This window comes from Aeromicrobium sp. (assembly GCF_036675695.1).
Taxonomy (GTDB): Bacteria; Actinomycetota; Actinomycetes; order Propionibacteriales; family Nocardioidaceae; genus Aeromicrobium.
Genome location: NZ_JAKFEL010000229.1, coordinates 22,513 through 35,680 on the forward strand (window position 1 = coordinate 22,513; position 13,168 = coordinate 35,680).

Below are 13,168 nucleotides of genomic sequence, written 5' to 3' on the forward strand. Positions count from 1 at the left end.
CCGCGCGTCGCGTTGGCACTCTCCTTGGGCAAGTGCCAGTCTAGCGATGTGCCCGACAATGCCGAATCTCCGTACGAGGTCAGCGGCACTGAGCGCACGCTGACCTATTCCCCGCGGCGCGTCACGATCGATGACGGCACGGAAATCGTCCACGAGTCCCTCGGCGGCACGCTTGCTTCAGCGTGGGCAGGCGACCTTGGCGATCAGTACGTTGAGGTGATCCACGTCGGAGACGGGCCGTCCGGCGGTGAGCTGGTCCTCGTCGTACCGGATCTCAACGTCATCGTCATCGGCGATCTGTATGCCGCCAGCCCGGCCGGCGCCACGCCGACATGGGCTGAGGCCGTCGATCTGACCCTCGGACTCACTACTCTCTCCACCAAGATCCTCTCGAGCTCAGGACCGGTCACCCGGGATGACCTCGAGGCGTTTCACCAACAACTTCTCGGGGTTCTGCATGGCTGACAGATATGGCACTGATGTGCTCTCAGGCGACTGGCGCAAGCCACCGCGCGGGCGCTCAGTGGAAGTGGTGGCCGAGCGCGGCATGGTGGTCGAAGACGCGACGACCGGTTTCGTCGGCGAGATCATGGTGGTCGAGAAGGATCTCGGCATGATGGTTCTCGAGGATCGCCGCAACACTCGGCGCTCGTTCCCCTTTGGTCCGGGCTTCCTTCTCGACGGAGCACCTGTCGTCCTGCGCCCGTCGGCCGCCAAGGCTCCGAAGACCAGCTACCGAACCGCTTCGGGATCCCGCACGGTTGAGCACACCCGGGCACGCGTTGCACTGCCAAGCCGCATCTACGTCGAAGGCCGCCATGACGCCGAGCTCGTCGAGAAGGTCTGGGGAGCCGATCTGCGTGTCGAGGGCGTGGCCGTCGAGTACCTCGGCGGCATCGATGATCTCGTGGGCGTGGTCGACGAGTTCGATCCAGCTCCCGGGCGACGCCTCGGCGTACTGGTCGATCACCTCGTACCGGGCTCGAAGGAGACTCGACTCGCAGACCAGGTGTCCGACCGCGAGTACGTGTTGGTCGTCGGGCACCCGTACGTCGACGTCTGGCAGTCCATCAAGCCTGATCGCCTTGGTCTGGACGTCTGGCCTGTCATCCCGCGCGGCACTGACTGGAAGCACGGCATCTGCGAGGCGCTCGGCTGGCCACATGCGGATCAGGCTGACATCGCTCGCGCATGGAAGCACCTGCTGAGTCGCGTCGACTCCTACGCCGACCTGGAGCCGTCGTTCCTGGGCCGAGTCGAAGAGCTCATCGACTTCGTGACCGTTCCCTAGTCGACGAGCTCACGTACGACCGCGTCGGCGAGCAGCCGACCCGGCAGCGTCAGGACCAGGTGCTCGTCCGACACGTCGGCCAGCCCACGGGACACCAGATCGGGCACAGCTGCGTTCGCGCCCGAGCTCAGCGCGTCGAGCCGAAGCCCTGACCGAAGGCGCGTCTCGAGCATGATCCGCTCAACTCGGGCCGTGTCTGCATCGATCGTCTCCCCGTCGTGACGCGGCGCTTCACCTGCCGCAAGTCGCTGCGCGTACGCGGCGGGGTGCTTGACGTTCCACCACCGCTCGCCGTCGACGTGTGAGTGCGCTCCAGGCCCGATGCCGAGCCAGTTGTCGCTGTGCCAGTAGAGGACGTTGTGGCGACACTGTGCCGCCTCGTTGCGCGCCCAGTTGGAGAGCTCGTACCAACCGAGTCCGGCGGCGGAGAACAGTTCGTCCGCGAGCAGATACTTGTCGGCGGTCTCGTCATCGTCGGGCATGACGACCTCGTGGCGGTTGACCTTGCGAGCGAACGCAGTGCCCTGCTCGACGATCAGCGCGTAGGCGCTGATGTGGTCCGGCTCCAGCGCAATCGCCTGCTCGACGCTGGTGCGCCAATCGTCCATTGACTCCCCCGGCGTGCCGTAGATCAGATCGACGCTGAGCTGGTCGAAGCCAGCCTCACGGGCCCACTTCACTGCCTGCGGCACGTTGTCGGGGTTGTGTGTGCGGTCCAGCGTTGCCAGCACGTGCGGCACGGCCGACTGCACGCCGAACGAGATGCGGTTGAAGCCGCCCTCGCGCAGAGTTGCCAATGACTCCGGCGTCACGCTGTCGGGATTGGCCTCGGTCGTGACCTCGACATCGGCGGCGAGCCCGAAGTTGTCGCGCACGGCGTCGAGAAGGCGTACGAGATCAGCGGACGGCAGCTGCGTCGGCGTACCACCACCAAAGAACACTGTCTCGATCTCTTGGCCATGGGTACGAGCGGCGAGCTCGATCTCGCCGATCGCCGTGTCGGCATACGACGCCCGCGTCGCGCCTTCGCCCAGCTCATCGGCCGTATAGGTGTTGAAGTCGCAGTAGCCGCAGCGCACCGAGCAGAACGGCACGTGGACGTAGACACCGAAGGCGGCAGGCGTTGGCTCGGTGACGCCGAAGGGCCGCTCACCTCTGGAGGTGAGCGGCCCTGTCGTGGTCATCTACTTAGCGTAGAAGCCGTCGAGGATTGCCTTGTTGTTGGCTTCGACGACATTGCGCTTGACCTTCATACTCGGCGTGATCTCGCCATTCTCGATCGAGAGATCGTGGTCGAGGATCGCGAACTTCTTGATCGTCTCCCAGCGGTTGACCTTGGAGTTGAGCTCCTCGATCTGGCTCTCGATCAGGTCATGGATCTCTTGGGAATTCACGACCTCGGTGTACGACTTGCCGGCCATCCCATTGTTGTTGGCCCACTCAGCGACACCGTCTGGATCGAGCGTGATGAGCGCCGAGCAGAAGTTGCGCTCGTTGCCGTGCACCAGGATCTGGCTGGTCAGCGAGCTGATGCCCTTGAACATGCCCTCAATGTGCGGCGGGGCGACGTACTTGCCGCCCGACGTCTTGAAGAGCTCCTTCTTGCGGCCGGTGATGTAGAGGAAGCCGTCCTCGTCGATACGACCCTCGTCACCGGTGTGCAGCCAGCCGTCCTCCAGTGACGAAGCGCTCTCGCCCTCGAGATTGTGGTAGCCGCGCATGATGTGCGGGCCCTTGATCAGGACCTCGCCGTCCGCGGCAATCTTGGCCTCGCTGCCGGGGAACGCGGTACCGACCGAGCCGAGCTTGAAGTTGTCCGGCTGGTTGACGAAGGCACCAGCTGACGTCTCGGTCAGGCCGTAGCCCTCGAGGATCAGCACGCCGGCGGCGTGGAACCACTCGGCGATGTCGGGCGACAGCGCCGCAGCGCCGGAGATGAAGAAGCGGACCCGGCCACCGAAGCGATCGCGCACCTTGGAGAACACGAGCTTGTCGGCGATGCCGTGTTGCACCTTGAGAATCGGCGAGATCGACTTGCCGGCTCGAGTACGTCGCGAGTATTCGAGTCCGACCTTCTCGGCCCACTGGAAGATCTTGAGCTTGGCGCCGCCCTCAGCCTCGGTCATGCCGACGATGCGGCCATAGGCCTTCTCGAAGATGCGAGGCGCCGCGCCCATGAACGTCGGCTTCACGATCGCGAGGTTCTCGACGATCTTCGGAACGCGACCGTCGATCGCAGTGGCGAAGCCAACGGCGAGCTGCGTCGTCAGCAGCACCTTGCCGAACGAGTGGGCCATCGGCAGCCACAGGAACTGCAGATCGTCGATGCTCAGGAAGTCGCCCGCGACCATCACGGAGCCTTCGTAGGTCCAGCCGTCGTGGCTGAGGCGTACGCCCTTGGGGCGACCCGTGGTGCCGGACGTGTAGATCAGGGTGGCAAGCGAGTCGCCAGTCGTCGCGGCAACGCGCTCTTCGATGACCTTGGGGTGCTCAGCCAGGTAGGCCTCGCCGAGCTTCTCGAGGTCATCGAGACCGATGACCCAATCGCCGTCGGTGGTGCCTTCGAAAACGACGACCTTGCTGATCGACGGCAGCTCGGAGTGCTTCTCACGGAGCTTGGCGACCTGATCGTCGTCCTCAGCGAACACGATGCGACTGTCGGAGTCGGCCAGGATGTAGGCCACGTCGTCCGACATCGTGCTCGGGTAGACCGTGGTCGTTGCGGCGCCGGCGGCGTTGATCGCGAGGTCGGCCAGGATCCACTCGATGCGGGTGCCTGAGGCGATCGCGACGCGCTGTTCAGCCTCGATACCGAGAGCCACCAGGCCAGCGGCAAGGTGAGTCACCCGAACGCCGGTCTCGGCCCACGTCAGCGAGTGCCACTTTTCGTTCTCGTCTGGGTAGCGGTAGGCCTCATGGCTGCCCGATTCCTTGACGCGGTTGTAGAACATCGCGCTGACACTCTTGGCGCGGTTCTTGACGATCTCAAGTTGTTCGGGGGTGGCAACTGAAGTACTCATGACATTCCTTCATACGCGCGTACTGGGGGGATGTGGTGCGGATCACCCTAACCTACCTGCGGGTCACTTGAGAGGGGCGTCCGCACGCTCACCGAGGCGTCTACGAACGAAGGGTTCGAGCCGAGGCTCAGCTCTCAGAGCTGGGATCAGGTGACGCTCGGTTGTGAGGGCACGAAACAAGAAGTCGATCGTGATCTCGTGGTCCCGTTCCTCCACGATTTCGATTCCATCGCCGGCCGAGATGTCGCCCTCTTCGATGACCCGGAGGTACGGGCCGGGCAACCGTCCCTGGGTGAACCGCTTGACCCATTGCGGCTCGTCCAGGAAGCCCTGGAAAACCGAGCATGGGATGCGTACGCCCGACACTTCGAGCAATGCTCCGCCGATACGCCAGCGGTCCCCCGCGTGCACCGCGTTGAGGTCGATGCCCTGGGTCGTGAGGTTCTCGCCGAACTGGCCGGGGCTCAGCGTGCGGCCAAGCAGATCAGCCCACGTGTCGAGATCCTCGCGAGAGTACGCGTAGACCGCCTGCATCTCACCGCCGTGGTTGACCAGATCAGCGATCTCGTCATGGCCGACGCCTAGCGTGTGCACACGTACGGGGCCGTCGACGGGTCGCTTGTCGATGCCGGAGCGCTTGAGTTGGCCCCACGGCACGTCGACCGCGGTGCCAACATTCACCGACTCGACCAGAGGCATGACCTACAGGGTAGTGATCCCAAGCGTCCTATCCAGTGCGCCGTTGCTGTCGCATCCCACTAGGTATCCCACTGAATCCCCCGCCACCCGGGATCCGGGTGGACGCGTCGTCACCCGACGGCAACTCGGTTGTGAGGTTGGCGATGACGACCTCCTGCCCCTTCTTGAGACCTTGCGTGATGGACGTGCGCGTCGGTCCAACGACGCCGACCGTCACGGGCGTACGCACTTCCTTGCCATCTGTCAGAACTGACACGGTCATACGCCCTGTTGTCGACACCGCGGACGACGGCACCGTGAGTGCGTCCTTGGCCGTACCGATGACCAGGGCGATGGAAGCCGTGGAACCCTCGGGCGCCGCAACAGTTCCATTCAGCACCAGCGTCACGGGGTAGGCGGTGCTGTCCGAATCCGAGTCGGGAAGCAGTCCGATTGAGGTCACGGTTCCGGTCACCGCCTTGGCAGCGCCTGCTGGGGTGACAGACGCCGTCTGTCCAACCTTCACGTCGTCGACCTGATCGGCTGTCACGGTCGTCGTAGCCGTGGTGTCCCCGTCACCGACGATGACGATCACGACATCGCTTGATGCGACGTTGTCACCCGTTGCGGCTGAGACCGCAAGAATCTTGCCGGCAAAAGGGGCCGTCAGACTGGCCGCGTCGCGATTGCGCTCAGCCTCCGTCAGCGCCGCCTTCGCGGTGTCGATCGCCGCCTGGTCCTGCGCGAGCATGGCAGCCGTCACCGTGCCACCACCGCCGCCAGACGGCGACGGGCTGCTGCTGGCCCCATCGGACCTTCCGGACGAGTTGTTGGGAGAAGTCGGGCTCGCAGACGAAGACTTCTGGATCTCGACGACGGCACTGGTCAGCGTGTTGGCGAGAGTTTCAAGTGCCGCCTGCAGCGCCTCCTGCTTGTTCGCCACGACGTCCTGCGCGGACTGGACCGCCTCCAGAGCTGCACCGCACTCAGCGGACAGCCCTGCCTCGGCTTCTGCGTCGTCCGCCGGCGGCTCGGGGTCTTCCACTTCGCAGGCGACGGACTGCGCGACCAGTGCGGCCTTCGCCGCGGCGATCGCAGTCGTCGCCTCGGTCTGCGCGGCAGTGACGGCCTCCTGCTGTGTCTTGAGGGCGGCGAGCGCGGCTTTGAGCTCAGGCGAAACACCAGAGGAATGTCCACCTGTGGAGGGAGTCGACGGCGCTCCTGAATCTCCCGTCACAGAGTCCGCGACGGTCGACGACTGGCTGTTCTGGTCGGATTCGAGCTGAGCTCTCGCCTTGGCGAGATCAGCCTTCGCCTTGGTCACCGCAGTGTCCAGATCGGTGTCGTCGAGCTTCGCGAGCACAGCTCCGGACTTGACCACGTCTCCAACTTCAACGGCCACCTTCGACACAGTTCCAGCGACACCGAACGTCAGGTCCTGCCGGGCCGAGGCAGCGATTGTGCCGGACAGCGCCAACGTTCTGTCGACGTCGCCGACCGTGACAGTGGCAGTGCGATAGGAGCCGGACGAGCCCTGCACCTGGGCGTACGCAACACCACCGCCGACAGCGATCACTGCTGCCGTCGTCGCTGCGACAAGGATCCGGCGTCTCACGACTGACCCGCCCTGGGGCCGCCAAAGCCACCGAATCCGCCGCATTCATCGTCGACCGGCTGGGACAGCGCGATCGTTGTGGCCGTGATGGCTCCGGTGTCGTCAGCCTCGCCGCGACTAGTCATGCAGACGCCGACCTTGACGTCGGATGCCGCGCCAGTCTTCGTGGTCGAGTACGTCGTTGCGTCCGACGTCGTCACGGTGACCTCGGTCGTGGATTCGTTCTCAGACCCCAGCCCCATCGACTCGACCGTGAATCCCGAGCCCGACACTGCCGTGACCTCGCCGACCGCGAACCCTCCACGCGGTCCGCCGGGCATGTCGGTCGGCATGTCCGTCGGCATGTCAGACGGCAAGTCCGTCGGCCGACCTCCGCCTGGTCCTCCGGGGAGGCAGGCACCATCGGTCTTCTTGGTGACGCTCACGGATGCCGCAGCGACCTCAGTCGTCGAGGTCGAGTCGCCGGACTGCTCTGATGTCACCATGACGCACGACCCGACGGTGACGGCCGAAGCATCCGCGCTGACCTGCGCGGTGAACGTCGTGCTGTCGGTCCATGAGACCGCGACCTGCGACCCGTTGCCTTGTACCTGGGCAGTCGAGCCGGACACCTCGATGACCTTGCCCGATCCGCCTGGCGTACGGCCCCCGGCCGCCTGAGTCGGCTGCTCGTTGTCGGTCGCGGCCGGGGCAGGGTCGGACCCTCCACATCCGGCAGCGATGAGGCCGACCGTGACGCAGAGGATGGAGGTGGCGAGGGCGTGTTTCATGGATGACTCCTGGTGTGGACGTTGAGAACGGTCATTCGCTTCGAAGGGCTTCAATGGGAGTGAGATTGGCGGCACGGCTGGCGGGATAGACCCCGAAGCCGATGCCCAGCGCGAGTGACGTGAACAGTGCCGCCACGATCGCGAGCGCTGACAGCGACACCGGCTGGTCGATGAGTGATGGCAAGAGCTGCGAGCCGGCCACGGAGAGCACAACGCCCACGAGCCCCCCGGCGAAGCCCAGCATCGACGCCTCGACGAGGAACTGGCGACGTATCGACCGGGGCGTGGCGCCGAGCGCCTTCCGAAGCCCGATCTCGCGGATTCGCTCAGTGACCGAGACGAGCATGATGTTCATGACGCCGATGCCGCCGACAAGCAGCGAGATCGCGGCGACCCCGCCGAGCAGCACGGTCAAGGTTCGGTTGGTCGAGTTCGCAGTGTCGATCAGCGCTTCTTGGCTGGTGATCGTGAAGTCGGCTTCTGCCGTCGTGACTCCGTGCAGATTCGCCAGGAGTGCCTGGATTTCTTGGTATGCCGCACCGAGTGTGGTCTCAGAGGCACCTTCGACATAGATCGAGGAGACAGACACCCCTGTCCCGCCGGTCACCGAATTGGCAAGGCCCAACGGTGCCACGGCCGTGTCGTCCTGGCTGGCTTCCGACGATGAGGAGCCCGAGGTGGCGAGCACGCCAATCACCGTCACAGACTTTCCTTCGACGGTCACGGTCTCCCCCACGGCAGACCCGGTGAAGAGCTCACTCGCGGTGTCGGCGCCAAGCACGACCACCGGGGCGCTCGCGGCGACCTCTGCGGCGGTGAAGAAGCGGCCACTCTCGACCGTTCGCGACCGTACGGGCAGCCAGTCGGCTGTCGAGCCCACCAGCGTGGTCGTCCAATTGGTCGTGCCGTTGACAAGCGCCACCGAGGATGAGGTCACCGGAGCTACGCGCTTCACATCTGGCACGACCGACGGGTCCTCGATCGCCTGCGCGTCCGACAGCGTCAGGGTCGACGCCGAACCGAATCCGCCGCGTATGCCCGACGAAGACGTTGAGCTCCCTGGTGAGACGACGAGCAGGTTGCTACCGAGCGAGTCGATCTGCTTCTTGACCTCGTCCTGCGCACCCTGGCCGAGACCGACGGTGAGAATCACCGAGGAAACACCGATGATGATGCCTAGCATGGTGAGGATGGACCGCAGCCGGTGGGCCTGCACGGCCTCGAAGCCGGTACGGAATGTTTCGGGCCAGTTCACGCGGCACCCGCCGTCATGATGTTGCCGTCGCGGACGATCAACTGGCGGCTGGCCCGCGCTGCGACGTCGTGCTCGTGAGTGATCAGGACGATCGTTCGGCCGAGGTGGGACAGCTCGTCAAAGAGGTTGAGGACGTCGACGGTCGACTCCGAATCAAGGTTGCCGGTCGGCTCATCAGCCAGGAGCAGTGCCGGCTCGGTCACCAACGCGCGGGCGACGGCGACACGCTGCTGCTGGCCGCCGGACAACTCACCGGGCTTGTGGTCGGCGCGGTCGGCGAGCCCCACCCGGTCGAGCGCAGACAGTGCCCGCTCGCGACGTTCGTGACGCGGCACGCCGGCATACACGAGCGGCAGCTCGACATTGCGCCATGCCGACATGCTGGCGAGCAGGTTGAACTGCTGGAACACAAATCCGATTCGCTGGTTGCGCACCTCGGCCAGCTCCGCCTCGGACATGGTCGAGACATCCTGTCCCGCGAGGTGGTACGACCCACTCGTCGGCACGTCGAGACAGCCGAGGATGTGCATGAGCGTCGACTTGCCGGACCCGGAGGGTCCGATCACCGCGACGTACTCGCCCTCGGCGATCTCGGCATCGACTCCCCTGAGGGCGTCAACTCGAACCACGCCGGTCTCGTACGTCTTGCGCACCGCGGCAAGCTCGATGAGGGCGCTCACTGCGGGCCCCCGCCCGAGAAGCCTTCCGGCGGCGTGAAGCCTTCCGGCGGGGTGAAGCCTTCCGGCGGGGTGAACCCCTCCGGGAAGCCGCCCTGCCCGCCACCGTTGCCGCCTCCGCCCGGAATGCGCTGGGTTGTCGCAATCTCCACCTTGTCGCCGGACTTGAGACCCTTGACGATCTCGGTCGAGGCGCCGTACGTCTCGCCGACGGTGACCTCGGTCTTCTTGGTCGAGTCGCCGACGACCTTCATGACGAATGTCTTGCCGCCCGACGTGGTCAGCGCCTGGCTCGCCACCGTCAGAACGTCCTCGACCTGCTTGACGACGATCGACACATCGGCGGAGGTGCCGGCGTACAGGTCCTTCTGCTTGCCGGTCACGCTGACCGTCACTGGGAAGGTCGCGGCACCCGAGGTGCTGGTGTCGGCGACCTGTCCGACGTCCTTCACGGTGCCGAAGATCGCCTCTGTTGCGCCGGCTGGGGTGATTTCGGCCTGGAGGCCCTTCTTGACTTGTGCAATGTCATCCGCAGCGACATCGACCTCGACGACGAACGTCTGAGGCTTCACGATCGTCACGGCGGCCGTCGTGGCAGTCGTGTCGGTGCCTTCGGCCACTGGTCCCGTCGCACCTTCGCTGGAGGGTGACGATGAGCTCCCGGCCTGGTCTCCGACGGCCACTTCGACGCTGGCGACAGTGCCGCTGAATGTCGCCCGCAAAGTTGCCGCATCAAGATCGTCCTCGGCTTGAGCAACATCGGCTTGCGCGCTCAAAAGGGCTGCGTTGTTCGATGCCTGCTGTGTGCTGGACTCGCCACCGTCGTTCGCGACAGTCGACTCCGCCGCCTCGAGCTGCGCCTTGGCCGAGGCCAGGGCTGCGTCGAGCGACACGGTGTCGAGCTTGGCGAGCACGTCACCCTTCGTGACCTTGTCCCCCGCATCGACCTTGACGCTTGTCACCCGGCCGGACACCTCGAACTCGAGGTCGGCTCTCGTGGCGGGCTCGATCGTGCCGGAGCCGCTGACGGTCTGTTGGAAGGTGCCCTTGCTCACCGTCGCAGTCATCGACTGCGTTTCGGTGCCGTCGGCGCGACCGAGGAACCAGTATCCGCCGCCGACCAGGATCACGAGGGCCGCGGCCGCCATGACGTACTGCCGGCGCGATCGTGGACGCAGATGGGTGGCGAGGCGTTGGGCATTGCTCGAGAGGGACACATGCCGATCCTGATGGCGTTGCCCATGACGACGCTGGGGTCAACCTGTGCGAGACCTGTGAACTGAGTGCATGGTCGACCTCGCAACCACCCGAGTGGCTACTTCTTGTCGGCGTCGCCGGTCGAGAGTGCGGCGATGAAGGCTTCCTGGGGCACCTCGACGCGACCCACCATCTTCATGCGCTTCTTGCCCTCTTTTTGCTTCTCGAGGAGCTTGCGCTTGCGGCTGATGTCGCCGCCGTAGCACTTGGCGAGGACGTCCTTGCGGATCGCGCGGATGTTCTCGCGGGCGATCACGCGCGCGCCGATCGCAGCCTGGATGGGCACCTCGAACTGCTGGCGCGGGATGAGCTCCTTCAGCTTCGAGGCCAGCGAGACACCATAGGCGTACGAGTTGTCGCGGTGCACGATCGCGCTGAACGCGTCGACGACCTCTCCCTGGAGCAACACGTCGACCTTCACGAGGTCGGAAGCCTGCTCACCGGTGGGTTCGTAGTCGAGCGATGCGTAGCCCTTGGTACGACTCTTGAGCGCGTCGAAGAAGTCGAACATGATCTCGCCCATCGGCAGCGTGTACTTGATCTCAACGCGGTCTTCCGACAGGTAGTCCATGCCGATGAGCTGGCCACGACGTGCCTGGCAGAGCTCCATGATCGTGCCGATGTAGTCGGTCGGGCTGAGCACCGTTGCACGTACGACGGGCTCGTAGACCTTGTCGATCTTGCCGTCGGGGTACTCCGAGGGGTTGGTGACGACAATTTCCTTGCCGTCCTCCATCTCCACGCGGTAGACCACGTTGGGCGAGGTGGAGATGAGCTCGAGGTTGAACTCGCGCTCCAGACGTTCGCGCACGATCTCGAGGTGCAGGAGGCCCAGGAAGCCGATGCGGAAACCGAAGCCCAGCGCACCGGACGACTCGGGCTCGTAGACCAGGGCCGCGTCGTTGAGCTGCAGCTTCTCCAGCGCGTCGCGCAGCGTCGGGTAGTCGTCACCATCGAGCGGGTAGAGACCCGCGAACACCATCGGCACGGGGCTCTTGTAGCCGCCGAGGGGCTCGGTGGCGCCGCGGATGCTGGATGTGACGGTGTCGCCGACCCGCGACTGACGTACTTCCTTCACACCGGTGATCAGGTAGCCGACCTCGCCCACGCCGAGATCGCTGGCCTTGACCGGTTCGGGCGAGATGACACCGACTTCGAGCATTTCGTGCACAGCGCCTGTCGACATCATCTTGATCTTGTCGCGGTGCGAGAGCTTGCCGTCGAACACGCGAACGTACGTGACGACACCCCGGTATGTGTCGTAGACCGAGTCGAAGATCAGCGCACGCGGCGGAGCATCCGGGTCGCCCTTGGGTGGCGGGATCTCGTCGACGATCAGGTTGAGGAGCTCCTCGACGCCCTGACCCGTCTTGGCCGAGACGCGCAGGACGTCGTCGGGGTTGCCGCCGATGATGCCGGCGATCTCAGCTGCGTACTTCTCCGGCTGCGCGCCAGGCAGATCGATCTTGTTGAGTACCGGGATGATGTCGAGATCGGCGTCAATCGCGAGGTAGAGGTTGGCGAGAGTCTGCGCCTCGATGCCCTGCGCCGCGTCGACCAGCAGGATCGCACCTTCGCACGCCTCGAGGCTGCGGCTGACCTCGTACGTGAAGTCGACGTGGCCGGGGGTGTCGATCATGTTGAGGATGTAGACCTTGCCGGCGTCGTCACCGCTCGACTTGGTGAACGGCATGCGTACGGCCTGGCTCTTGATCGTGATGCCGCGCTCGCGCTCGATGTCCATCCGGTCGAGGTACTGCGCCTTCATGTCACGGCCGTCGACGACACCGGTGTGCTGCAGCATGCGGTCGGCCAACGTCGACTTGCCGTGATCGATGTGCGCGATGATGCAGAAGTTGCGCAGGATCTGCGGGTCGGTGGCCCCGGGCTGGGGTACGGGGCTGGAGCTCATGGTGAGTCCATTGTCCCATCCGGGAGAGGCTCAGATCACCACAGGTAGGCGAGCGCCACGTTCACGAGAACCAGTGCCGCGATCACGTGCGCGATCGGGTTGGGCGCGGGCTTCTTGCGGGTGGAGTGAGCCAGGCCCACAGCCACGAACGCGATCAACAGCTTGACGCCGACCTTCGCGTTGTTTGGATCAGCGACATCGTCACTCATCGACGCAATACCGACAAGGACCAGGCCGAGCACGAATGCCGCGGTGATGCCCTGGGCCATCCACTGGTTGACCTTTGGACCTCGGACATCCTTGAGGTAGCCGAGCAGCACCACAGCCCAGCTCGCCACATGGACCCACACGAGAACGTCATAGAGCGTCTGCATGCCAGCAGAATAGTGGTTGCGTTGGGTAGACACGTCACCACGCTTCGCAGCGTGGCGCCTCCGGCGCGGAACGCTCCCACTTCGTTAGCGCGCCTCAGCGTTCGGCCGCGGGCGGCCTCAGCTTCAGCGGATTTGGGCGCCGCGCACCTGCGCTGATAGAGTTGGTGGTCGCGTGCTTCGGCACGTCACCACTTACTTCGCATCACCATCCTTCAAGAGAAACAGGTTTGCCCCGTGGCGAATATCAAGTCGCAGATCAAGCGCAACCGGCAGAACGAGCTGGCTCGCGAGCGCAACAAGTCCGTGCGCTCCGCTCTCA

13 protein-coding genes are annotated in these 13,168 nt (G+C 65.0%); 3 read left to right on the forward strand and 10 right to left on the reverse strand.

Going from position 1 to position 13,168, the window contains the following annotated elements; translation table 11 throughout:
* Window positions 1–48 precede the first annotated feature (48 nt).
* Both V6M39_RS15040 and V6M39_RS15045 read left to right on the forward strand, forming a co-directional pair.
* Window positions 49–465, forward strand: a complete 417-nt coding sequence (locus V6M39_RS15040) for a hypothetical protein (RefSeq protein ID WP_332644627.1) — start codon at window positions 49–51, stop codon at window positions 463–465.
* Window positions 458–1,291 carry a DUF3097 domain-containing protein gene (locus V6M39_RS15045; RefSeq protein WP_332644628.1) on the forward strand — a complete coding sequence of 278 codons (834 nt, stop codon included), beginning with the start codon at window positions 458–460 and terminating at the stop codon, window positions 1,289–1,291. Before V6M39_RS15040 ends, V6M39_RS15045 begins: the two co-directional genes overlap by 8 nt.
* Here V6M39_RS15045 and hemW read toward each other — a convergent pair.
* The 10 genes from hemW to V6M39_RS15095 form a co-directional block, all read right to left on the reverse strand.
* Window positions 1,288–2,475: a radical SAM family heme chaperone HemW gene (gene hemW / locus V6M39_RS15050; RefSeq protein WP_332644629.1), complete on the reverse strand. Its 1,188-nt coding sequence runs from the start codon at window positions 2,473–2,475 to the stop codon at window positions 1,288–1,290. The genes V6M39_RS15045 and hemW overlap by 4 nt on opposite strands.
* A complete protein-coding gene (locus V6M39_RS15055) occupies window positions 2,476–4,311 on the reverse strand; it encodes an AMP-dependent synthetase/ligase (RefSeq protein WP_332644630.1) in 1,836 nt (611 codons plus the stop codon).
* A gap of 63 nt (window positions 4,312–4,374) precedes the next feature.
* Complete coding sequence (locus V6M39_RS15060; protein ID WP_332644631.1) at window positions 4,375–5,010, reverse strand: MOSC domain-containing protein; 636 nt, start codon at window positions 5,008–5,010, stop codon at window positions 4,375–4,377.
* Window positions 5,011–5,038: 28 nt separating this feature from the next.
* Window positions 5,039–6,604 carry an efflux RND transporter periplasmic adaptor subunit gene (locus V6M39_RS15065; protein ID WP_332644632.1) on the reverse strand — a complete coding sequence of 522 codons (1,566 nt, stop codon included), beginning with the start codon at window positions 6,602–6,604 and terminating at the stop codon, window positions 5,039–5,041.
* The gene (locus V6M39_RS15070) at window positions 6,601–7,374 is read right to left on the reverse strand and encodes a hypothetical protein (RefSeq protein ID WP_332644633.1); all 774 of its coding nucleotides are present in this window, start codon (window positions 7,372–7,374) and stop codon (window positions 6,601–6,603) included. Before V6M39_RS15070 ends, V6M39_RS15065 begins: the two co-directional genes overlap by 4 nt.
* Window positions 7,375–7,405: 31 nt before the next feature.
* Window positions 7,406–8,629: an ABC transporter permease gene (locus V6M39_RS15075; RefSeq protein WP_332644634.1), complete on the reverse strand. Its 1,224-nt coding sequence runs from the start codon at window positions 8,627–8,629 to the stop codon at window positions 7,406–7,408.
* A complete protein-coding gene (locus V6M39_RS15080; protein ID WP_332644635.1) occupies window positions 8,626–9,309 on the reverse strand; it encodes an ABC transporter ATP-binding protein in 684 nt (227 codons plus the stop codon). Before V6M39_RS15080 ends, V6M39_RS15075 begins: the two co-directional genes overlap by 4 nt.
* Complete coding sequence (locus tag V6M39_RS15085; protein WP_332644636.1) at window positions 9,306–10,523, reverse strand: efflux RND transporter periplasmic adaptor subunit; 1,218 nt, start codon at window positions 10,521–10,523, stop codon at window positions 9,306–9,308. The genes V6M39_RS15080 and V6M39_RS15085 overlap by 4 nt, the downstream gene beginning before the upstream one ends.
* Window positions 10,524–10,621: 98 nt before the next feature.
* Complete coding sequence (lepA, locus tag V6M39_RS15090) at window positions 10,622–12,475, reverse strand: translation elongation factor 4 (protein ID WP_332644637.1); 1,854 nt, start codon at window positions 12,473–12,475, stop codon at window positions 10,622–10,624.
* A 35-nt stretch (window positions 12,476–12,510) separates the two neighbouring features.
* Window positions 12,511–12,849 (reverse strand): hypothetical protein, encoded by a 339-nt coding sequence (locus tag V6M39_RS15095; RefSeq protein WP_332644638.1) that lies wholly within the window; start codon window positions 12,847–12,849, stop codon window positions 12,511–12,513.
* Between the two features lie 234 nt (window positions 12,850–13,083).
* On the opposite strand from V6M39_RS15095, the gene rpsT reads away from it, so the two are divergent.
* The coding region (rpsT, locus tag V6M39_RS15100) for a 30S ribosomal protein S20 (protein WP_332644639.1) at window positions 13,084–13,168 on the forward strand (85 nt) is incomplete at its 3' end.